The organism is Leptospira bourretii, from assembly GCF_004770145.1.
GTDB classification, from domain to species: Bacteria; Spirochaetota; Leptospiria; order Leptospirales; family Leptospiraceae; genus Leptospira_A; species Leptospira_A bourretii.
The window spans coordinates 242,093-264,175 of record NZ_RQFW01000001.1; the positions used below are offsets into that span (position 1 = coordinate 242,093).

Consider the following 22,083-nt stretch of genomic DNA (forward strand, 5'->3'; position numbering starts at 1 on the left):
ACCAGATCGTTATTTTTTTCTATTTGTGGATTGAGTGGATTGCAATTAAATGCGAATGATGTTAAAAGGAAGAAAGGAAAAAGGATCAGTCGTTTTAAATGCATAAATTCCTAGTAGCAGGCCTTTTCTCCCTGATATTCTTTTGGACGAATCCAAACTTTGCAAAGTCACTTGACGGTCTTTATTTTTCCGAAAGGCTCTCTACGGAAAATGGCTACCTAATCCTAGGAATAGAGATTTTTACGGAGAAGGGAAACTCTTTTTACAATGCGCAGGAGCTAAGATTCCAAAAATCCCGTGGTTGGGAAGAGGTTTTATTTGTAGGAAAAGTGACCCGGGATGGCCAGGACCTCATTCTTGTCCCAGAAGCCTGCCAGATCCGAGCCACAGAAATTTGGGGAAAAAAAATGGCCCTCCTCAGGCGGTTTGATTGCGACCACCTGGAATTTCGGCTGGGACCTTTTGGACCAGGCCCTCTCGTGCTTTCTGAGTCTTTGCTTGGAACTTGGAAAGATGTGCCGATGCCCTATGTTTTGGACCACCACCCTGGGGATCCGGTGGCCATTCGTTTTGATGCACCTCAAATCACGACAGAAGGCATTTGGGGCTTCCATCTGAATGGACTTGGTGGCAAAGACCCAGAAAAGTCCTGGAATCCTTCTAAGCGGATTTGGGAGCCCTTCCAGGGATATCGTTCCCAACCTGGTTTGCAATTCTACCGATGGAAACGAACCTTTTCTAATTGACCCTCTAGTCCATTTCAGGGACTTTCCTTTTACATTGAAAAAGATCAGAATTGGGGTCATTGCGGCTGCCGGAAAAGGAACCCGAGCATATCCCCGAACCAGCTTCATACCAAAACCTCTCTTCGTCATTGAAGGAAAGTCCATCCTCCATCGAAATGTGGAACTTATGGTGAAGACCTTTGGAATAGAAAAGGTCTATGTACTCGTTGGCCACCTCAAAGAACAAATCATTGCAGAGATTGAGCACATCCGATCTGTTTTGCCCAAAGTGGTCATTGAACCAGTCAATTGGACTGAGAAAGGGTTAGCTTCCGATGTGGCAAGTCTTGAAAAATCCATTCATGAACCTTTTCTAACAATCCTTGGGGATGAATTCTATTATCGAACGGACCATGATATCTTTTTAAAAGTTTTAAAGAAACATCCCAATATGGCGGCTTCTATTGGGATAGTCAAAACATCCTTACTTTCAAGAATTCGCAAAAATTATTCGGTTGTATTAGAGAATGATAAAATTCTAAATTTAGTTGAAAAACCTGAAAATCCTCCCAATGAACTTTTAGGATTGGGTAGTTATTTTTTTACTCCCGAATATTTTGAGTTTTTTAAAAAAACTCCCGCATCACAAAAGTCAGGTGTAATCGAAATCACGGATGTCATAGATAAAATGGCGAAGGAGTCCAAAGGAGGAGTATATGCAACCATGCTCAGTTGCGAATACTTCAACATCAACTCCATGCAAGATTATTATCATGCAGTATATGAAGTAAGGAATGACTTATTTCATAAGTTTAAAACCAGTTTGGTAATCCCAACTAATAACAATGAAAGATCTATCACGGATGTGATTGTTGATTTTAAAGACAAATTCAACGAAATTATTGTCATAGATAATGAATCTACTGATGAGACCTTGGCTCTCAGTAAAAAAGAGAAAGTAAAAACCTACACCTTCCCTGGTGATGGGGATCCCACAAGACTTGGAGAACAAGTAAGAAGGGGAATTGAATACGCAACAGGTGATATCATTGTTGTTGTTTCGCCTGATGGATCTTTTAGGTCCAAAGACTTTCCAAAACTACTCGAATACATGAAAGATTCGGATATGGTGATTGGAACTCGCACCACAAGACAGATGATCGAACAAGGTTCGAACTTAAAACCTCTTTATCGTTTGGTAAATTTACTGATGGGAAAATTGGTGGAAGTGTTTTGGTGGGGACAAGAACCTCGATTTACCGATGTGGATTGCCAGTTTTTTTCTGTTTGGCGAGAATCTTATGAACGAGTGAAACCACAACTTGTTGTTGAAGATCGTAAGTTTATTGTGGAACTGATGATCGATATTGTAAGGTCACATATGCGTTGTATTGAAATCCCTGTCTCTTATTTTAAACCAGTAGGGCAAGTGGAATATCGATTACGTGATATGATTTCTGATTCCATACATATAATGAAATTAATTTTATCTAAAAAGTTTTACCTAGGAGAAGATCGCGATGGCGAATAAAGTATTGGTAACAGGCGGATGCGGATTTTTGGGATCCCATGTTTGTGAATTATTCCGTAAAGAAGGTTGGGATGTTGTTAGTTTTGACAACATGACAAAATATGAATTAAAACGCACAGGTTATGGATCTGACGCCACTCGTGATTATAACTGGAATTATTTGAAGTCTATTGGTGTCACGATGGTAAAAGGTGACATTCGAAATTTAGAACATCTTATGGATCGTTCTGCAGATTGTGATTATATCATCCATACAGCCGCACAACCAGCTATGACCATTTCTTGGGAAGATCCTGAACTTGATTTTTCAACCAACGTGATCGGAACATTTAATGTTATGGAAGCGGCAAGAAAACATAAAATTCCAGTCGTGAATACTTCTTCCATCCATGTGTATGGAAATTCAATTAACGATAGTTTGACGGAAGGAAAAACTTCTTACGAAAGAAATCCAGTAGAAATCCCTGTGACACAGCCAACTATGGTGGGTCAAATTTCTCCTCTTCATGCTTCGAAAATGAGTGCTGAACATTATGTACGCTCCTATACCGATATGTATGGTGTAAAGGCAGCAAGTTTCCGATTTACTGGGATTTATGGTGAACGTCAGTTTGGTGGAGAAGACCATGGTTGGGTCGCAAATTTTGCGATTCGTTCTGTGTTTGGCCTACCACTTCGTATTTTTGGAACGGGAAAACAAACTCGTGATATTTTACATGCAGAAGATGGTGCAAAATCTTATTTAGAGTTTTTTAAAAATCCGATCCCTGGTGTTTATAATATTGGTGGTGCAAGCCCTCATAAAATTTCACTATTAGAATGTATCCATTTGATTGGTGAAATTCTTGGTAAAAAACAAGAAATACTTTTTGAAGTAGAAAGACCAGGTGACATGCGTTACTTTATTTGTGATATTACTGAAGCAAAAAAATTCGGTTTTAATCCAAAAATTCTTCCAAAAGAAGGAGTCACTCGACTTCTCAAGTGGATCGACGCGAACAAGGACGTTTTCAATATTTCTGGAAAGTAGAATGTCAAACAAAACTTTAGTCATCATCCCTGCATACAATGAAGCCGAAACCATTGAAGAAGTGATTCGAGGTGCCATTGTTTACGCGGATGTTTCCGTGACGGATGATGCAAGTAAGGATGCTACACCGACTATTTTAGCCAAATTGCAGAAGGAATTTGGCAAACGCCTTCATGTGATTCGTCATGAAAAAAATACCCATATTCCCAAGGGAATCCAAGACGGTATGAAATATGCGGTAGAAAAGGGATATGATTGGGTCATTACAATGGACGCCGGATTGTCGCATGACGCTGGTTATTTGAAAGAATTTCAATCTTTCCCTATATGTGACTTGGTCATTGGTTCCAGAACTTCAACAGTCAATGTTCCTTTGTATCGAAAGTTTATTTCCTGGCTTGCTGCTAAGGTAATGAATTACTGTTTGTCCAAAGGAATCTTCAATTTATTTGGAGCTAACTTACGAGATTGTACAAGTGGATACAGAAGGTATTCAAAACCTATGTTTCAGAAAATTGCAGCTTATCCTTTGGAATCAATTGCCTTTGATTTCCATATGGAAGCTCTTTCCATTGTTGCCAATAATGATGGATCTATAAAAGAATTACCTATCCGTTATGTTTTTTCAAACAGTAGTTTCAATCGCAAAGTTTTGAAACTTGCTATCCAATTTGCTAAAAAACTATTATTAAGAAAATGGAAACTGATCCCTCAATATCCGTAAAACAATCTCGTTTCGGATTGAAATGGAGAGTGTTTCTTCTCACCTGTGGTTTACTTGGTGGGATTTTTTTATTAGATAGAGTTCTTTTTTTTGATCTCTACTTTCTATTCCCCAATGAAACAGAATGGGATTCTTCTCCTTGGTATAACTTTATACACAAAACAAAGGAGCTGCAGTCCACAAAAGATAAACATAGAACCATCATCACTGGAAGTTCTGTTGCTCTCTATTCTGTTCTGCCGGATGAATTAAACAAAAATGATATAACAAAAACAAAATATTCTTTTTTTTCTCATGTGGCAATGGCCCCCACGGATCTTTTTTATTATAAAGAAAACCTTCTCAAATCTCATCCCGATTTAGTGGTTTATTTACATAATTTTGCAGATTTACAATGGGAGTACTTAGAACCTAACGATGGAAAATTTGAATTCAAGGAAGATATTTGGGTATCTCAATATGGAGATAGATATCCAGCGAAAATCATCTATCCTAGCGAATATCTAACCGACTATTGGGCAAAGTTACCCAGGAAAACAATTTCCAAACTAACTACTAAATCTTTGTTTTACGTAAGTAGATTTCGAATATTCTTTTGGGATCCGATTCTCGTATATATCGATAATCATTTTAGAACTGGAAGAAAATATCACTTGTATCAGGGAGAAAAACCTATTGAGGGTATCTGGTCGAAAGGATGGACGAAAGAGACCGCAACGTTAGCATGCCCGGAAAAAAAGAAGAAAGAGTCTATTTATTTCGAAAAACCAAATACAAAAATAAAATTCCGCTTTTTCAATCATAAAATTTCATTAGGCAATCAAGTACCTGCTCATGAAGTAGAAAAGACATTCCAGCAATCAGGGTGGAATGATCTAGATTGGGATTCATTAATTGATCAATCGAAACAATGGAGCGATGTACAAATTCAAGTAATTTCTCAATTACCTACTGCAAAAGAAGTAAATTTAATTCGTTACGGGAAGGATGAGTTTGTTGGTGTCCGACTGGCTCATTTTTTCTGCAGGCCACAAGAGATAGAAAATAGATCTTATTCTCGCGACAATTATTGGGATGAAGCCAGGTATCAAAAAATGTCTGTTGAGGAATTTAAAGCTGATTATTTTGAGCGGATGATCCACAATGCTGAATCTAGAAATGAATTATGGAGATTACACAAAGTTCGTGAAGCCAAAAAAACTGTAAACTCTGTAGCATTTGAGCCTTGGTTGGAATTCAATCGAATTCTTGAATTATCTGATTATCTTTACAAAAACAAAATCCCGTTTGTATTGATTTTGAGTCCTGAGAATCCAATTGAATTTTCGTTTTATAAAAATTCGCAATGGAGAAAAGATTGGATTTTAAATTTAAAATCACATTTAGAACTCCGTGGCCAGACTTTAATCGATCATACTGAAGTTGTAAGTGACGTTCGTTATTTTTTTGATCCGCACCATTTAACATACGAAGGTGCTCTTTTTTATAGTTCTATTTTTTCTAATTCTTTAGAGTCAAAAATCCCAAAAATAAATACTCAAAATTAAATTCTTAGTCTGGAGTTGACAGATGGTTCTCAAACGTATCAAACCAATTTTTTTATTTTTTAATTCAAAACAATGGCTTACCGTTTTGTCATTTGTTTTGGTTTGGGGGGTCAGCACTCTATCGTATTGGAAAAAATATGAATGGAATCCCAGTTCTATGGTGAACTTTGGTTATGAGTTTGCTTTACAAAACCAGAAAGAAACTCCAGAGAAGGCCATCTTATTCAAAGGAGAGACGGGAGATCTGGGAGCAGGTTATGATGGCCAAATATTTTATTATTTTTCACGCCCACTTTCTGAATTTAATCTGAATTGGCCAAAGGGATTTGATGAATCCTATCGTGCACCGAGAATCGGCTATCCTCTGTTAATTGCTCTTTTTGGTTTTTTTGGTAAATCCATTGCAATTTTTGGAATGTATTTTTGGAATATTGGCCTTACTCTTATTTCTTATTTTTATTTGCGCAAACTTCTAAATGAGGAAACAAAACCTTTTGCCATTTTGTATCTCCTAAGTCCGTTTGCGTTGGGAAGTTATTACGTTTTAGTGAGTGACTCTGTAATGGTTTCCATATTAATCATTGCATATTATTATTACGTAAAAGAGAACTATATCCCTTTTGTAATTCTATCTAGTTTAGCAATCCTTACAAAAGAACCTGCATTGTTTTTGTTATTCCCTTTGGGCCTTGCTGCTGTCTTTCGCCGAGATTGGAAACGGATCATCGTTGTTGGTTTGGTTCTTGTCATTCCTGTTTGTTGGCATTTGTATCTGGCATATCGATTTCCAAATTGGAGGCCTGGTCGCCTAACTGATTTTATTTTACCTTTTGAAGGTTTAATTTCATATATGGAATCCATTTGGCGATTCATTGCCAGTGGAACCAATTGGAAAGATTTGGCTCGGTTGTTATCTCGTTTCCCACTGGTAGTTTTATTTTTTTTAGGATTGTTTTTGCCTTTTACAGGCCAAATTCGAAAGGGTTGGGAATTTCGAATTTCATTTTTATTGATTATGTTTATGGTAGGGACAGCCGGATATTATCATTTTTGGTCCGTTTATGAAAACGTATCGCGAATGTTTACTCTTTCCATCCCCGTTCTTTTGTTTTTAATGAATTCTGATCACAAGATTCGTTACCAAGAATACATTTTATTTACTTTGTTCATTTTAGTTTTGTTTCTTATCAAAGTACTACTAATTTCTAAACAGTTAGGTTATCAGGTGGGATTCTAAAAATTAGAATCCCTTTGGATTTGAAAACTTTGTTTGGCTTCTGCGTTTAATGATTGGATTTCTTCTTTTTTGAAAATCATTTCAAATCCGTCTGACATCACAAAATGAACGTAAGGTGTGCCTGATTCGCTAATTAAGGTTTGTAGTTGTTCCAAGGATTGGACTTGGACACCGTTGACAGTTTTTAGAATCATTTGGTGGGCAGTGTGGTAGGCCTTATTCCCTGAAAGTGGTAATACTTGAGATAAAAAAACCACTTTTCCTTCTTTGGAATTCCTCTTAATTCTATAAAAATCATTCAGATATAAAAGCTCTTTACTGACACGGTTTCTCCATTGGTTCCCATGTTCAGTCAGGTATTGTTCTGACAACTCTTGGAAAATGATTCCAGCTAACATTAAATATTTGGGAGTTTGAAATCGAGAGTTTCCGTATGGAATTCGAATGGCAGATTCTGGGATAGGTTTTAAATCTAACTCAAGAGAAACTGGCTTTTTGTTTCGAAATACTTTGATTTTGATTTTTTTCCCAAAGGATGAGTCTGTATCATTTGTATTATGAAACAAATACGATACATTCAGTTTTCCAAATTTTGGATGATCAAAATAACCTTTCGGATCAATTTTGAAATTAGAAACTTCTAATAAAACATCCTCTAATTGCAAAACTCCATCTGCAGATGAACCTGGATAAATTTCTGCAACAAGGACTCCTAAATCATCTTTTCTTAATCCATAATGATTTCTTGTGGCACTATCAATCAATGGTTTAAATCGAAATCCTTTGAATGGAAAGTTTTTTCCATCAATGAAATGTCGTATCGAAAAAGTAGGGATCACTCTCCCTGTATTGTTTTCTTTAAATTGGTATAAGATTCCTTGCGGAATTCTGGAGCTTACATCAACGATCAGTTCTCCCACACCATCTAATTTTTCTTCTGATTGGATTTCAATAAAGGGAAGTTCCACATAGCCACTTGCATAAGCTTCCATATCCAAACGGATCATTCTGATTTTTTTTTCTTCCAGACTCCTTTGGTCCTTGCTTTCCATCACAAGTCCAGTTCCTGGCAAAAAAACCTCATTTGAGAAAGTGACAGCTTTTAGATCCTTTGATGCATTTGGATCGTTAAACTTTAAAATCGCGAGTCCTAAGTCGGGATCTAATCTTTCTAACTCAGCAGTAAAAACCTTAAGGGAATCTGGTTTTTTAATTTCGATACTTGTATAAAAATAAACTGCCTGCGCAGGAATTATAATTTTGTTTTCACCTATATAAATTCCTGTAGACTGTCGGACCTCAGGATTTTTGTTCCTCCAAGGTTGGATAAAATGTGGGTATTGGACAGTCACCTTAACTTGGAGGATGGATGCATCTGTCATACCAACTGGGATTGATTTTGAATGGATGAACCCGGCAAAAAATAAAAAGAAAAGTACAAAAACGAAACGATACATTAGGTTTAGGAATTTCATTATTTTAATTTCCTGTTAGGTGGTATGATTTTTTTATTTCCAGATCTGCTTTTTCTGATTCTTCACGATCCAAAATCATTGGCAGTTGAATTCCGTAAAATTGAATCCGAATGGTTTTCTCTGTTGCACTTTGAAATAATTCTTTTAGATGCGTTAGGTTTTTTACCTTTGTTCCATTAACAAATTCCACAACCATATTCAAATAAAAATCAGAATTCGAATTGATTGGGTGAGGTAACTTTCGATACAAGACAACATCTTCAGATTGCCCATCAGACAAAGTAGTTGCGTCATAAAACCGATAAACTAGAAGACTTCCTCCTTGTGTTTGCCCGTTTTTACTCCAAGCTTCAAGTAAATCTCTGTTCACCGTCTGGAAAATATGACCACCAAACATTAGATAGTCGTAGTTGACTCCATATCTTGCTCTTTGGTTTTCCATTTGAATCATTTTTTTTGCAGGGAATTTTACATTAATCTTTTTTTTGTCTCTGATGAGATCGAATCGGATCTCATCCCCTGCAAACTTGTTATCGACAACTTCCAGAAAATCAATGGAGTTTGTTTCTAATAAGTTTCCATTTCTACCGATTTTACGCCCATCAATAGCAGTTAAGTAATCGCCTGGTTTTAAATATCCATCAGCAGAACCAGCCTTTAAAACCTTTGTGATAAAAACTCCTTCTTCTACACTGGGAATTCCATAGTATTTTCTGTGTGACTCGGAATAAGAGGGTTGTGTTTGGATCCCTAACTCAACATACCCATGGTAAATACCATCTTCAATGTCTTTCAAAAAATGTTGGATCACTGCTGTGGGAATGATATAACCAATATTTTCTCCTTTCGTGGAAGCCTGAAAGGCAACACCAACTACTTTTCCATCCTGGAGTGCAGGTCCCCCTGAGTTCCCCGGATTGATTGCTGCATCCACTTGTACAACCAAATGGCTGTCAATTTGTGAATGTGCATATGTTGATTGTTCAATACGCGATACAATCCCTCGACTAACAGAGATTTTACTTCCACCAATTGGATATCCAATGATATCAACAGGACTTGCGAGTTCAGGTAAACTTCCCAATTCTAAATAATTGCTATCTTCATAGAATTTTGGATCAGAAACTTCCAGCAAAGCTAAATCACAGTCATGGGCGATAAACAAAACTTTTAATTCATACCATTCCGTTTGGTTATTTCGTTGGGTTTCCATAAATTTGGCGTTAGAAACAACATGGGCATTGGTAAGGATACGGTTCTTTGAAATTAAAAAACCCGATCCTGTTGAAGCAGAAATTCCAGATGACATCCAAGGGGAAAAGGGGTCCTTCGCTTGGGAAAAAACTCGGATTTGGACTACAGATTTCTTAATTTCGTCAATGGATTGTCTGGGTTCTTCTGCAGAAAGAGGGTTAAGGAATAAACGAATAAAAAATAAAATAGTACTCGCAAAGAGGAACGGGGAGAGGAGAATTTTTTTCTGTTTTTGCATGAGTTTGTTTGAATCCACCATATTCGGAGCGACCGCCTTTTTTTCGCTGATTGCGGGCATTGTTTCATTTAGAAAGAATCCGCGGACAAGAATGAAAACAAGTTTTTCAATTCTTGCGGCTTTTTTCTGTATCGGAGATTTGACAATCCTTTGTGATACTTTGTTCTTAGAAAATCAAATCTTAAACCAACCCCATATCATCTCCACCTATTTAGTTTTCGAATCGTTTATCCTTCTATTCTTTGGATTACAATTTCCTACATTCTTCCGTAACTTTTCTCGTTTAGTTGTCATTTGTTCTTTTGTCTTGGGAATGGGAATTATGCTTTTATTTGTGGACCTGGGCCTTCTCAATGAAGTATATCCGAACGTAAGTCTTATCCTTTTGGAATATTATTATAACACTTACTATGTGTTAGCTTTTGTTGCATTTTCTTATTTGATCATTGCCAAACTAAGATTCAATTTCCCTGCAATTCAGAAGTTCATGGAATATATTTATTTTGCCACATTCTTTGCCTGTGTCTTTTTTTTGATACTTTGTTTTTTCCCAAGTTGGATCCCACTAACAACCAAATATTTTTTGCATTCATTTTTATTTATGAATCTATTGTTCCTCTTTTGTTTTACTGTTTTTTTATTTCATTATTCTTTTACAGAAAATTATCTAACGCATCCGTTTTCTTTTATTTTTGAAAGATCAACTAAAATCTTTGAAGAACAAATCCCAGCTACAAGATCCAATTCCCGACTCATCAAAGAAAAACTTTGGAGTTTATATGACAAAAGAAATTGGCGTCATATTATGGATAGTTTTTGGTTTCAGATTCTTGTGGATGAAACATTAGACAATGCCTTGGAACATGGTGGCAAAAGGGAAGATGATATCATTACAGTACATGTATTCGAATCACGTAAGTTCATCGATGTATATGTGATTGATAGTGGGAAAGGATTCAACCCACGTCAAATTCCAAGTCCCATCGAGTCGGACCGAAAACTGGTGACGGGGGGACGAGGGATTCACATTCTGAAAAAACTTTTTGTGGTTCGTTGGAATTTTCTCGGGAATGAAGTGAGTATACGAGTGGATAAAACAAAGAATTCTGATTGGAAATCCGCAACCTAATCAAAACTCTTTGTTTTTAGTAGAAAACTAGTTTTACTTTACCGAATCAGTGTCCTTCGAATTCACAAATAGAAAATACATCAATTCCGTATGTATCTTTAATTCGTTTTGCTCCACCTAAGTCTGGTAAGTTGATGATTGTGGAACACTCATGAATCACACCTTTTAAATTTTGGATGAGTTTGATAGAAGCTTCAAGAGTTCCACCAGTGGCAATTAAATCGTCCATAATCAAAACTCGTTCTCCAGGGCTAATGGCGTCTGTATGAATTTCCACATGGTCCACTCCATATTCCAATGCATAAGACTCGGAAATGGTGGTGCCAGGCAATTTCCCTTTTTTTCGGATGGGTACAAACCCAACGCCTAGTTGGAAAGCCAATGCCGCTCCCGGGATAAAACCCCTCGCGTCAATGGCCGCAATTTTATTCAGTTTAGCATTTTGGTATCGTTCTACAAACATCCCAATGGTGAGTTGGAAACCTTCTGGATCAATGAGAAGGGAAGTAATATCGCGAAATAGAATTCCTGGTTTTGGGTAGTCGGGAATGGTACGAATCTTTGATTTAACAATGGACATAATAGGATGAAACCAAAGATGACTAGGGCTTTGCAATAAAAAAAGGCCGGCATTTTTTGCCGACCTTCTTTGCAAAGAATCCTTAAACTCTCTCTTTTAAAACTTTTATCTCATTTGTTTGAGAGCTAAGATTCTTTCTTCTAATGCAGGGTGGGTTGCAAATAGGGAAAGAAATCCGCCTTTGTTGGAAGAGATCTTAAAGGAAGCGATTGCTTCTCCTCTTGGATCTTCTGGCATTTCTACCATTTGTCGTAATGATTCTAAAGCAGAAATCATGGACTCTCTTCCCGCCAATTTGGCACCACCAGCATCCGCTCGGAACTCACGTTGGCGTGAGAAATAAGCCACTGCCATAGATCCAAGAATGGAAAACGCAATGTCGAGGACAATCGTCACAACAATTCGTACGATATGTGCCATTTCTTCTTTCACTGCATTGGCTGCCACATACGCAATGATGCGGGAGATGAACATCGCAAATGAGTTCACAACACCTTGGATGAGAGTGAGTGTCACCATATCACCGTTGGCAACGTGGGTTAGTTCGTGTGCAAGCACTCCATCTAATTCTTGGGCATTCATTCGGTTGAGAAGGCCTGTTGATACGGCAACAAGGGCGCTGGATTTACTTGGTCCTGTTGCAAACGCATTTACTTCAGGAGATTCGTAAATACCAACTTCTGGCATGGGAAGGTGAGCCCGTTGTGCAAGTGATTGCACTCGGCGATACACATCCATTTCTGGTGCAGAAGCTTTTTTAGGATCGATGATTTTGACTCCCATCGTCCACTTCGCCATCATCTTAGAAAGTAAAAGCGAAATAAAAGATCCCGCCATACCCCACATCAAACAGAATACAATGAGTTGCGTAAGATCTAAACCATAAGCACGGATACTAAATCCCATTGAACCAAGTAAGGTGGTCACAATAGAGATCGTAGTCATAATCAAAATATTGGTTAACAGGAAAAAACCGATTCGTTTGATCCAAGTCATAGGAAATTATTCTCCTTAAGGTTCTCATGGAACCTATTCATTAGACTGAAACTGTACTTGTCTTGGCTTGAGATTACAAGCAAATTAATGGTTTCATTTTGCCTGTTTTTCCTTGGGACCTAGGAACTGAACCAGCAAAAATAAGGTCGCAAGAGATAAATAAGCAATTGGGAAATCCCAACTGGCAAATTCAGTGAAACGATTTAAAATGGCATTCCCTTGGAGTTCGTAAGAATGAATCCAACCAATGGCAGAAAGGATCGCAGCAACACCAGCCCAAAGAGCGGCTTTTTTCCATTCTTTTTCTAAGATAAACACCACCATGGCGGACCAAACCATCGAAGTGATGAGAAATCCTTGGGAAAGAGAAAGAACTCCACTCAAAGCATAGGGGAGAAATGTTAAATGGGGAGGGATATCTGATAAGGAAAAATGAATGGTTTGTTTGACACCTAACTCCTGCAAGGTGGTTTGAAGTTTTCCATCCAAAAAGATAAAAACATTCTGGATGATAAGGACTGCCCAACCAGCAAAGGCAGGCAAAAGACCAACGACTACGGCAGGGGAATGATGACGGGGGATTGCTTGGAAGGCTTGGCTTGTGATGACAATCCCAATCCAAAGTACAATTGCCATTCCCGCTTCCACAGGAATGAGAGCTTGGATAAGACCCATAAGTCCAAACAAACTCACTACTGTCATAAAAATTCCCGAAAGTACAGAATAACTATGTTTTGCGCCGAGTGCCTTCCAACCTGGATGGCCAATGTAAATGGTTGTTGGAAAAGGAGAACCGAAAGCGGTTCCTGCAAGGGTTCCAAGTCCATTCACAAGTAAGGAAGTTTTTGTATCAAAACTATCACCAGATGCTTCTGCTGATTCAATGTTTTGTAATGAACCAATGACATTAAAAATTCCCATAGGAAGAATCACGGAAAAATAGGCTTTGATATTAGCGTAAGTTAAGGTTTCGATGAGAGGGCTAATGGAAAGTTGGGGAAAATAAAATCCTATGGTTTGTAATCCATTTTCAATGGCCCCAGGTTGATAAATGGGATCACCCCAAAAACTTGAAAGATAGGACAATAAAATTCCAAGGACAACGGAGGTAAGTCCACCGGGGATTCCAAATGGAAATCGAACCTTCCCAAAGTATTGTAATAAAATAACACCTAATGGGATAAAGGCGATGATTGGTCTTTCGAATGTACGAAGTAAAAAATCCATTGAGATAAAAGTGATGGCAATTCCAGCCAAAGCCGAAAGTAAAGCAGCTCTGGGAGTGTACAATCGAATTTTTGCAGCCACAAAAGATCCAATGACTTCAATACAACCGGAAATAAAAGATACAAGAAGACCTGCTTTCCAAGCAGCAACATAGTTCCCCGTGGCTTGGTAAGTGGGAAACATCACAAAAAATACAAATGCAAAAAGAGAAACTGTATTAATCCCGTAAGGAATTGCTGTAACGTCTGTACGGTTGGTCCTTTGACCTAATTTCCAGGCCTGCCACGCATAAAAGACATTCCCAACTAACAAAGAAACGGCGGCTCCTGGCAAAACGACAGCAGTGATAAAACCTAGTGGGAAACCACAAACTCCCAAACAAAGAGCAGAAAGAACTAAAAGTTGGATGAGGTTGTCTACCATGAGACCAAAAAAACCGTCGAGATCACCTCTGGTGATGGTAAAAAAATTCATTCGTTCCTTTTTCCCCCAAAATCAACTCGGATCACATTCCCATCCCCACTCACTTCTGGTTTGGTTACTTTTGGTTTTGATACATTTTCTTCTGGAGTCACAGAAGTTTCCACTTGTAAAAATCGAAGTTGAGTTGCTGAATTTTGAAACTTATCATAAATACGAAACACAGCATCCCAAGGAATCATTGTGGGTTCCCAAGCAGATCCAAATTGTAGTTCAGCAAATAAATAATCCGGTTTACTATCTAAAACTTTTACAGCTTTATCGCCGAACACAAGTACAATGCCGGATTCTTTTTCTGCATTGAGTAATCCACGTTTCCCAATTTCTAGTTTGGGATGAGGCATTACATGGATGTAAAATACTCCAAATCTTTCCCAATAGAGATTAAATAAATCTCTCTTAAACTCACGTAATGTTGTGATTTCTTCCTCGGTGAGTTTTTCGCTCATAAATTCCTTTTACCATGTGAAGTTTCCCACTCGATGTATTCATCGTGGATTTTGTATTCTGGAATGATTTCTTTAAAAGCACCAAAAAGTTCCCTATTTTTGTTGGCTTTGGCTAGAGAGAACAGGCGGTTTAATTTGTTTTGAAAGAGAAGAAGATTATAATTTTCTAAAGGAGCCGCAATTCGAATTTTTGGATGGTGGGTTTTTTTGATCCCTTCTTGGTTGAGAAGAAGTTCTTCGTACAATTTTTCCCCAGGTCGTAACCCAGAAAATTCAATCGCAATGTCTTTGTGGGGCGTGTATCCTGATAAACGAATCATCTCTTCTGCAAGAGAAAGAATTTTGACAGGTTCTCCCATATCTAAAATAAATATTTCTCCATGTTCACCCATACTTCCAGCTTGTAACACAAGTTGTGTGGCTTCTGGGATTGTCATAAAGTAACGAATGACATCGGGATGTGTGACGGTGACAGGGCCACCTCGTTTGATTTGTTCTCGGAAACGAGGGATGACACTTCCATTGGATCCGAGTACGTTCCCAAAACGAACGGTAATGAATTTTGTTCGTGAATTTTGTGAAATATGTTGGAGATAAATTTCCGCAGCCCGTTTGGATGCTCCCATCACATTGACAGGGTTTACTGCTTTGTCGGTGGAAATTAAAACAAATCGTTCAACACCGATTAGGCGGCATACGTCAGCTACGTTTTTTGTACCCATGACATTGTTTAAAACAGCTTCAGAAGGATTGATTTCCATCATCGGAACGTGTTTGTAGGCGGCAGAATGGAATACAACCGAAGGTCTATGTTCTTCAAAAATGGCAGAGATACGAGAAAGATTTTTTACATCAGCAATGACTGGTCGAATGTCAATGTTGAGATCTGAAAAACTTTTTCTAAGTTCATAATCGATTTCGTATAACGGAGTTTCTGCGGCATCTAAAATCACTAATACACTCGGTTTAAACAGTGCCACTTGACGACAGATCTCTGAACCGATAGAACCACCAGCTCCTGTCACGAGGATTACTTTTTTTTCTAAATAAGAACGAATGGATTCAATTTCTAAATCAACCGTAGGCCTTCCCAATAGGTCTTCTACTTGTACTTCGCGAAGTTGTGTGATATTGGGTTTTCCAGAAAGATACTCTCCAAACGTGGGAAGGATTTTGAAATCCACACCGGCACTTTCACATTCTTTCATGAGTTTGCTGACAACTCGTCCGTCTGGTTGAGGGACAGTCATAATCACTTTTTTTACACCGTAACGAACTAAAATTTTTCCAATCTCATCTGTAGCACCGAGGATGGGAACTCCTTGGATGTAACCACCTTTTTTGGAAAGGTTGTCGTCTAAAAATCCAATGGGTTGGTAATCCAAATCCACATTTCGTCTAATTTCTGTTAAGAATGAACTTCCAAGTTTGCCCGCACCAACAAGTAAAATGGGTGTCCCTCGTTTGGATTTGTCAGAATTAAAAATTTGTTCTCGAAGCATCCTCCAACTCAAACTCCTGAGGCATAAAAATCCCAGTAGGATGAGCGTATCGAGAATTGGTACCATCCGAGACAATTGGTGGAACCGATTGTAGAAGAGAAGGGCAAGGGTCGAAACGAGAGAAGAAAGAACAGTTGCTTTGATGATCGAAAGAAGGTCGTGTAACGAGGCGTAAGACCATAACGATCGGTAAATCCCCGAAAACAGAAACACAATGCTCCTTGAGACAACAACGATAGTAGCGCAGACCCAAAAATCAGGGTAACTATCTAAAAATCGTATGTTTTCAAAACGCACAAGGTGTGCGAGAAAATACGACAAGAACATAAAGAGTATGTCTACAGGAAAAACCCAGTATCGTCTCGGGATCGATTTCATATCTGATAAATAAGGGTATTTGGAACAAAATTCCTTGTAAATACAGAATCTTTTCCGAAGAATAGAAAAGAGGAAAAACCTGTTTGAAATCACTTCTTTTCCGCCTAGCGGGAACATTTTCTGCGGAAATCGGCTCAGAACTTTATTTAAAATTGAAGGAGGAAACTCTTTCCCCCTCTCTTTTTTGCCTTGATTTTTCGGAAGTTGACGAAGTCACAGAAGTAGGTTGGGAATTTTTAAGAAAGATTGTAGGCCGGTGCAAAGAAACCGGGTCCAAAGTGGCAGGGTTCGGCTTATCGATTGCCGTTTCAGAAGAGAACTCTAAATTACTTTCTCTCCATTCCACAGAATCTGATTGTATCCAATTTTTAGAATCCCAAATCCTCAGTGAAACACCAGCAAATGAACTCACACCCAAAACTGAGGAGAAAACCGTCCATTGTCCAGAATGCCAATCTCTCCTTCGTTGGAAACTTGCGGGGGATTACCTTTGTCCCAATTGCCAAACTAAATTTTTCGTAAATAAAAAAGGATGGGTTTCCACTTACGAACGTTTGGTGTGATTTAAGTGTTTTGTTGGGACCGCTTCCCAAGGTTTTTCAGGCCAAGGGTGTTTCGGATATCTACCTTTTAATTCTTTTTTAACTTCATGGTACCCATGGTTCCAGAAACTTTCTAAATCTTTGGTAATTTGTACAGGACGACGTGCAGGAGAAAGTAAGTGGATCAAAATATTTACTTTCCCATTGGCAAGTTTCGGCAATGATTTTAAACCGAATAACTCTTGTAATTTGACATGAAGTTCTGGTTCGATTCCATCATAATTCAAATGGATACGAGAGCCGGAAGGAACTTGGATGGATACTGGCGCCTCAGAATCAATCAAATTCAATCTTTCATAACCAACATAGGCTTTGAATGCTTCCAAAAATGGGAGTTTGTCTAAGGACAATTTCCCTGAATCAAAATTGATAAAGGGGAAAAGCCATTCCTTTGCTGTTTGTTTTAGATGCATCGGATCCACATTGAGATCCAAAACTCCAAAGCTGACTAAAAACCGGACGCGGTGATAAAAATGTTTTAATTCAGAATCTTTTATCCAATCTTCTTCCCAGTTGGTCTTTGTGATGTATTCTTCCAAAGCTAAACTTAGAATGGTCTCGTTTGACTCTTTGGATTCTTTTGAATCCAAAATCAGACCACCGAGACTTCTTTCTTCTTTTACCAAAAGAAAGGATTCCCCTCTTTGGTTGGTTCGTTTTTCGGAAACAACTTTTGTTTGAATTTGTTCTTTAAAACAATCTTCAATTAAATTTAAGTCCAAAGGCAAATAGTTTGTAATGTATAGGTCTTGGCCGAAGGAGAATGTATCCAAAACTAAAATACATTCAGGAATTTGAATGGAGGATGTATTCAGAATTCCTAATTTCCCATTTGAAAGTTTAAACTCTTTTCCCCCTTGGGTTTTGGCTTTTGCAATCCGATCTGGGAATCCAGATGCCAAATAAAAAAGTCGATTTTTCCCTGAGAGAATGGTAGAAAAATCGGTTTTTTCCCTGTAAATACGCAAAATTTGATCAAAAATGATACGTAATTCAAAAGGGAATTGAGAGGGATGATTCTCCTCCGGAAAGGTTTTTGCATCAGTCCCTGTGTTTTCTTTCCCAACTAACGAAACAATATCGGCAATGATATTTTCTTTTTCTTTGGGTAGGATTGCCAAAATTTTTCCCAACCGAATGGGGAGTGGGTATCGTAGGCATTCTTTCCCTAAGTTTGTTAAGTTTGTATTTGTATCCAAACAACCAAGGAGCTTCAACCGGTTTGTACTTCGGGCCACCGATCCTTTGATTGGTGAGTCCAAAAAAGGCAATTGATGGATTTCTTCTCCCCAAGATTTAATTTCTAAAACCAAACGATCAATATCTCCTTCCAGAATTTCCGGTTTGGTTCTGTCTAAAAAAGAATTTTCCTCATCTTTGGACCAAAGACGGTACACTAAACCTTTTCCTTCTCTTGCAGCTCGCCCTGCACGTTGTTTGGCGCTACTCAAACTGATTCGATCTTTGACTAAGTGAGAAACTCCAGATTCAGAATCAAAAATAACGTGTTTGTGGTATCCTGTATCAAAAACAATCCTAACACCGGGGATGGTCACAGAAGACTCCGCGATATTTGTGGAAAGGATGATTTTCTTTTTCCCGGAAAGCGAGGGTAGGAAGATTTTTTCTTGGTCGGATAAATCCATATCCCCATATAACCCGTAAACCACTGTGTTGGATTTGATCACAGTTAAAGATTCCAGTTGGTTTCTTAAGATTTGTATTTCCTTTTTCCCTGACAAAAATACAAGGATATCACCTTCTGTTTGTTCTACGGCTTTGGGGATTAAATCCAATAATCTTTCATTTATTTTTTTTTGAGAATCACCCATATGGAAAATTTCTAAAGGATGAGGGTTGGCACTGACATGGATGGGTTTTGTTTGGATCCCGATCGATTCGAAATTTTGACCTTCGAGTGTTGCAGACATAACAAGTATTTTTAAATCGTTCCGAAAGACTTCTTGGGTTCTACGGGCCAATGCAAAACATAAATCAGAGTCCATTCGTCTTTCGTGAAATTCATCAAAAACAATCAGTCCATATTCTTTTAGTTCTGGATCTGCGAGTAAAATTTTGGTTAAGATCCCATCGGTTACAAATTCAATCTTTGTATTTTTTCCGACCTTTGTATCAAACCGAACTCGGTACCCAACAGTTTCTCCCAATGATTCGTTTAGACTTTGGCTAATCCTTTTGGCAGCATTTTTTGAAGCGATACGCCTCGGTTCTAAAATACAAATTTTTTTCCCAAAGGAAAGGCCTGCTTTTAGAAGTTCCGTCGGCAGGACTGTTGTTTTTCCTGTCCCAGGTGGGGCGTCCAAAATGGTAACTGGATTTTTTTGGATCGAATCAACAATAGATTGTAAGGCGGCGAGTACAGGAAATGGATCCAAAGGAGGTGACACTTGTATTCTTATAGAAGAAATTCCTAAAGAAAAAATCAAACAATTTGTATTTTATTTTGAGAAATCGCAAGAATCGGGTTTTCAATATTTCGCAAATCAGTTAGGATTTTCATGTGGATTCCAATCACAAACACTATGAAATCATAAAAAACTCCATCGAATATCTTTTGGAGCATTTTGAAGAGCAACCCAATTTGGATGTTTTAGCAGAAAGGGTATCCTTAAGTCCTTTCCATTTTCAAAAAGTTTTCCGCGCTTGGGCTGGTGTATCCCCAAAAGAATTTTTACAATTTGTTACGATCTCTCACGCCAAACAATTGCTAAAGGAATCAAACATTTTGGATACAACTTATTCTCTCGGACTCTCTAGCACAGGACGATTGCATGATTTATTTGTAAAATTAGAAGCAATGACTCCTGGCGAATTCAAACGAGGAGGGGAGGGGATGGTTTTGCAATACGAAGTATTTCCTTCCGCTTTTGGAGAGATTCTTTTGGTGTCTTCTGAACGAGGAATCCAATCTCTTCAATTCATTGAATCTTTGGACCAAGGCATCCAGGAAACAAAAAAAGAATTTCCCAATGCGATTTGGAAAGAGGGAGGATCAAACGAACACCAAAAATTAAAAGACTACTTTCAAAATTTTGTATTCCCTGAATCTCCCGTCCCTCTCTATTTATACGGAACAGAATTTCAATTTAAAGTGTGGAAATCTTTATTAAAAATACCAATGGGAAGCCTTTGTACGTATGGAGATATTGCCGAATCCATAGGGCAACCCTCTGCACAGAGGGCCGTGGGAACAGCAATTGGCAAAAATCCCATTGCTTATCTCATTCCTTGTCACCGTGTGATCCAAACATCCGGTTTATTTGGTGGGTACAGGTGGGATCCAAATCGGAAACGAATGATCATTGCTTGGGAACAATCTAAAAAGATGTCACCAAACAATGATTTATTGAATTCGGGAAATATTGCCGAATAATGAATTTAGATATGTCTGGTGTGAGAGACAAGAAAGAATCCCACCAACAAAAAACTTTGTGCAATTAAATAGGTGACCCAGGGAACTTGGAATTCCCATTTTGGGTGTCTTGTTCCATTGATTGTTGTTTCTCCCATCACCGCATCGGAAAGAAGGAAAAACCCAGCACCAATTGCTAAATACATCCAAACTCCACCAAATGCTAGATAGGCGTTGAAACATAAAGAAACAAAAAAACACAAAATCAGCCCATAAACAAAGGCAGAAGCCATTACCCATTTAGAACGATTGGGATTGTACACTCGGAAGTAAAAAATCAGGGCTGGTAAAATTAATAATACAATGGTGACGGCATAAGGTAAAACACCGGTATAAAGTTCATTCCAAGAGGTTAGTTTCCAGAAGGATAATAAAAAGAAAACTTGGGCAATGGCAAAACTAAAAATTCCGCCAAGAACTGGATCTTCCATTTGTTTTTTAGCAATTGGGAACTGAAGGTTAAACCAATCTCCTAAAAAAGAAAACCCGATAGCGTATAGCGGATAAGCAAATCGTGCATGCCCTAATTGAAATAATAACCAAGCAAATAGTAGGATTTGAAAGGAAAATCCAATATAAATCCCACGGGAATGTTTTAGACGTTTGAGTGGATTTGGTTCGTCTTGCAATGTGAACCAATGGATAAAAAATGCCGAAATGATGGCAACAGGAATGGTTGTGAGAATTAAGTAGTATACCATGGTGTTATATTACCACCCACAAATAGAAAAAGCAAACGATAGTTTCATTCTTATGATCCCTTTTGTGAAATAATTATGGAGGTTAACTCCATAACAATATGTGTGGATTATCGTTATTGTAAGATGTTACTTTGATTGACTCGCTCCGCCATTTATGATAGCTCAAAGAAAAGGATCTTTATTCACGTTCCGCTGAAACAAATCGTATTGCTTGTGCATCGGCCAATTGTGCCACTGGTGGTACGGCAGGACAAACGGATTGGGTTCTCAAACCGAATAAAGAATACCGAAGGATTGATGGGGCAACTGTGATTGGTACGACAAACGCAAATGGAATCTTTGCTGCAGATCTGACAAATGAGATCTCAACTACAATCAGTGGGACATCGACAATTGCGACTGGTTTGAATTCGAATTGGACCGAAAGTGCCAATGATTGTTCCAATTTTACTGAGACACCACAGGAAATGTTTCCAATGGCAATCACACTAATAAATCAAAGGCAATTTTACTTGCAATGGGTAACGGCGGGTGTGACAGCACTTGGAAACTGGTTTGTGTGGAACAATAAAAAGGTTACTATATTTTTCAGTCATTCTTAAACATGTGCGGTTGGTTGCATTTGCCATGAATCTGCGTGTTTAGTAGTTTTCTAGCAAAGTCTTGATACGACTGTAACCCATGTGAGTGATCTAAAGTGTTACCGATGTGCCTTTCTATACAAAAAAGGCCCAACCATAATGTGACATAAGATCAATTATGGGAAGTTGCATATTGCTTCATAATTAATAGTATCTAAAATCAAAATAATGCTTCAAAAGTAAAAGTATTCGAAGTAACATTCT

Annotated in this window: 19 protein-coding genes; 10 read left to right on the forward strand and 9 right to left on the reverse strand. The window is 38.1% G+C overall.

Translation table 11 applies throughout. From position 1 onward, the window contains the following. Positions 1–98 precede the first annotated feature (98 nt). Genes EHQ47_RS01195 through EHQ47_RS01220 form a run of 6 tightly spaced genes read left to right on the forward strand, consistent with a single transcriptional unit; the run spans position 99 to position 6,794 of the window. Positions 99–746, forward strand: coding sequence for a hypothetical protein (locus EHQ47_RS01195; RefSeq protein WP_135776381.1), 648 nt, complete (start codon positions 99–101; stop codon positions 744–746). Positions 747–780: 34 nt separating this feature from the next. Next, entirely contained in the window at positions 781–2,256 is a 1,476-nt protein-coding gene (locus tag EHQ47_RS01200; protein ID WP_135776382.1) for a nucleotidyltransferase family protein, read from the forward strand. Next, complete coding sequence (locus EHQ47_RS01205) at positions 2,246–3,286, forward strand: NAD-dependent epimerase/dehydratase family protein (protein ID WP_135749866.1); 1,041 nt, start codon at positions 2,246–2,248, stop codon at positions 3,284–3,286. Before EHQ47_RS01200 ends, EHQ47_RS01205 begins: the two co-directional genes overlap by 11 nt. Position 3,287: 1 nt before the next feature. Further along, complete coding sequence (locus EHQ47_RS01210; RefSeq protein WP_135749865.1) at positions 3,288–4,010, forward strand: glycosyltransferase; 723 nt, start codon at positions 3,288–3,290, stop codon at positions 4,008–4,010. Then, positions 3,983–5,557, forward strand: coding sequence for a hypothetical protein (locus EHQ47_RS01215; protein WP_244290165.1), 1,575 nt, complete (start codon positions 3,983–3,985; stop codon positions 5,555–5,557). The genes EHQ47_RS01210 and EHQ47_RS01215 overlap by 28 nt, the downstream gene beginning before the upstream one ends. A gap of 22 nt (positions 5,558–5,579) precedes the next feature. Then, positions 5,580–6,794 (forward strand): AZOBR_p60025 family cell surface glycopolymer formation protein, encoded by a 1,215-nt coding sequence (locus EHQ47_RS01220; RefSeq protein ID WP_135749864.1) that lies wholly within the window; start codon positions 5,580–5,582, stop codon positions 6,792–6,794. Here the strand turns inward: EHQ47_RS01220 and EHQ47_RS01225 are convergent. Both EHQ47_RS01225 and EHQ47_RS01230 read right to left on the reverse strand, forming a co-directional pair. After that, on the reverse strand, positions 6,791–8,269 hold the full coding sequence (locus tag EHQ47_RS01225; RefSeq protein WP_135749863.1) for a PDZ domain-containing protein: 1,479 nt from the start codon (positions 8,267–8,269) through the stop codon (positions 6,791–6,793). The genes EHQ47_RS01220 and EHQ47_RS01225 overlap by 4 nt on opposite strands. A gap of 4 nt (positions 8,270–8,273) precedes the next feature. After that, positions 8,274–9,821, reverse strand: coding sequence for a S1C family serine protease (locus tag EHQ47_RS01230; protein ID WP_135749862.1), 1,548 nt, complete (start codon positions 9,819–9,821; stop codon positions 8,274–8,276). A 31-nt stretch (positions 9,822–9,852) separates the two neighbouring features. Here EHQ47_RS01230 and EHQ47_RS01235 point away from each other — a divergent pair, with 31 nt between their 5' ends. Beyond that, a complete protein-coding gene (locus EHQ47_RS01235) occupies positions 9,853–10,890 on the forward strand; it encodes an ATP-binding protein (RefSeq protein WP_135776383.1) in 1,038 nt (345 codons plus the stop codon). Between the two features lie 46 nt (positions 10,891–10,936). On the opposite strand, the gene EHQ47_RS01240 is transcribed toward EHQ47_RS01235, so the two are convergent. The 5 genes from EHQ47_RS01240 to EHQ47_RS01260 all read right to left on the reverse strand — a co-directional run bounded on the left by EHQ47_RS01240 (position 10,937) and on the right by EHQ47_RS01260 (position 16,502). Then, positions 10,937–11,470, reverse strand: coding sequence for an adenine phosphoribosyltransferase (locus EHQ47_RS01240; protein ID WP_135749860.1), 534 nt, complete (start codon positions 11,468–11,470; stop codon positions 10,937–10,939). A 105-nt stretch (positions 11,471–11,575) separates the two neighbouring features. Beyond that, on the reverse strand, positions 11,576–12,466 hold the full coding sequence (gene htpX / locus EHQ47_RS01245) for a protease HtpX (RefSeq protein WP_135749859.1): 891 nt from the start codon (positions 12,464–12,466) through the stop codon (positions 11,576–11,578). Positions 12,467–12,559: 93 nt separating this feature from the next. After that, the gene (locus EHQ47_RS01250; protein WP_135749858.1) at positions 12,560–14,167 is read right to left on the reverse strand and encodes an NCS2 family permease; all 1,608 of its coding nucleotides are present in this window, start codon (positions 14,165–14,167) and stop codon (positions 12,560–12,562) included. Continuing rightward, positions 14,164–14,622: a ClpXP protease specificity-enhancing factor SspB gene (locus EHQ47_RS01255; protein WP_135694491.1), complete on the reverse strand. Its 459-nt coding sequence runs from the start codon at positions 14,620–14,622 to the stop codon at positions 14,164–14,166. The genes EHQ47_RS01250 and EHQ47_RS01255 overlap by 4 nt, the downstream gene beginning before the upstream one ends. Continuing rightward, positions 14,619–16,502 carry a polysaccharide biosynthesis protein gene (locus EHQ47_RS01260; protein ID WP_208727372.1) on the reverse strand — a complete coding sequence of 628 codons (1,884 nt, stop codon included), beginning with the start codon at positions 16,500–16,502 and terminating at the stop codon, positions 14,619–14,621. The genes EHQ47_RS01255 and EHQ47_RS01260 overlap by 4 nt, the downstream gene beginning before the upstream one ends. Positions 16,503–16,585: 83 nt before the next feature. Here EHQ47_RS01260 and EHQ47_RS01265 point away from each other — a divergent pair, with 83 nt between their 5' ends. Continuing rightward, complete coding sequence (locus EHQ47_RS01265; RefSeq protein WP_135749856.1) at positions 16,586–17,065, forward strand: hypothetical protein; 480 nt, start codon at positions 16,586–16,588, stop codon at positions 17,063–17,065. On the opposite strand, the gene hrpB is transcribed toward EHQ47_RS01265, so the two are convergent. After that, positions 17,047–19,512, reverse strand: a complete 2,466-nt coding sequence (hrpB, locus tag EHQ47_RS01270; protein WP_135776384.1) for an ATP-dependent helicase HrpB — start codon at positions 19,510–19,512, stop codon at positions 17,047–17,049. The two genes, EHQ47_RS01265 and hrpB, sit on opposite strands and share 19 nt — an antisense overlap. Positions 19,513–19,625: 113 nt before the next feature. Between hrpB and EHQ47_RS01275 the strand changes: the two genes are divergently transcribed. Continuing rightward, entirely contained in the window at positions 19,626–20,498 is an 873-nt protein-coding gene (locus EHQ47_RS01275; RefSeq protein ID WP_208727373.1) for a methylated-DNA--[protein]-cysteine S-methyltransferase, read from the forward strand. A 5-nt stretch (positions 20,499–20,503) separates the two neighbouring features. Here the strand turns inward: EHQ47_RS01275 and EHQ47_RS01280 are convergent, their stop codons facing one another. Beyond that, positions 20,504–21,238 (reverse strand): lysoplasmalogenase family protein, encoded by a 735-nt coding sequence (locus EHQ47_RS01280; protein ID WP_135749853.1) that lies wholly within the window; start codon positions 21,236–21,238, stop codon positions 20,504–20,506. Positions 21,239–21,444: 206 nt separating this feature from the next. Here EHQ47_RS01280 and EHQ47_RS01285 point away from each other — a divergent pair, with 206 nt between their 5' ends. Beyond that, positions 21,445–21,840: a DUF1554 domain-containing protein gene (locus EHQ47_RS01285; RefSeq protein ID WP_135776393.1), complete on the forward strand. Its 396-nt coding sequence runs from the start codon at positions 21,445–21,447 to the stop codon at positions 21,838–21,840. Positions 21,841–22,083 lie beyond the last annotated feature (243 nt).

Coding starts and splice junctions, on each gene's coding strand:
- EHQ47_RS01195 (WP_135776381.1), top strand. CDS start 99: ATGCATAAATTCCTAGTAGCAGGCCTTTTCTCCCTGATATTCTTTTGG.
- EHQ47_RS01205 (WP_135749866.1), top strand. CDS start 2,246: ATGGCGAATAAAGTATTGGTAACAGGCGGATGCGGATTTTTGGGATCC.
- EHQ47_RS01210 (WP_135749865.1), top strand. CDS start 3,288: ATGTCAAACAAAACTTTAGTCATCATCCCTGCATACAATGAAGCCGAA.
- EHQ47_RS01215 (WP_244290165.1), top strand. CDS start 3,983: ATGGAAACTGATCCCTCAATATCCGTAAAACAATCTCGTTTCGGATTG.
- EHQ47_RS01220 (WP_135749864.1), top strand. CDS start 5,580: ATGGTTCTCAAACGTATCAAACCAATTTTTTTATTTTTTAATTCAAAA.
- EHQ47_RS01225 (WP_135749863.1), bottom strand. CDS start 8,269: ATGAAATTCCTAAACCTAATGTATCGTTTCGTTTTTGTACTTTTCTTT.
- EHQ47_RS01230 (WP_135749862.1), bottom strand. CDS start 9,821: ATGCCCGCAATCAGCGAAAAAAAGGCGGTCGCTCCGAATATGGTGGAT.
- EHQ47_RS01235 (WP_135776383.1), top strand. CDS start 9,853: ATGAAAACAAGTTTTTCAATTCTTGCGGCTTTTTTCTGTATCGGAGAT.
- EHQ47_RS01240 (WP_135749860.1), bottom strand. CDS start 11,470: ATGTCCATTGTTAAATCAAAGATTCGTACCATTCCCGACTACCCAAAA.
- htpX (WP_135749859.1), bottom strand. CDS start 12,466: ATGACTTGGATCAAACGAATCGGTTTTTTCCTGTTAACCAATATTTTG.
- EHQ47_RS01250 (WP_135749858.1), bottom strand. CDS start 14,167: ATGAATTTTTTTACCATCACCAGAGGTGATCTCGACGGTTTTTTTGGT.
- EHQ47_RS01255 (WP_135694491.1), bottom strand. CDS start 14,622: ATGAGCGAAAAACTCACCGAGGAAGAAATCACAACATTACGTGAGTTT.
- EHQ47_RS01260 (WP_208727372.1), bottom strand. CDS start 16,502: ATGAAATCGATCCCGAGACGATACTGGGTTTTTCCTGTAGACATACTC.
- EHQ47_RS01280 (WP_135749853.1), bottom strand. CDS start 21,238: ATGGTATACTACTTAATTCTCACAACCATTCCTGTTGCCATCATTTCG.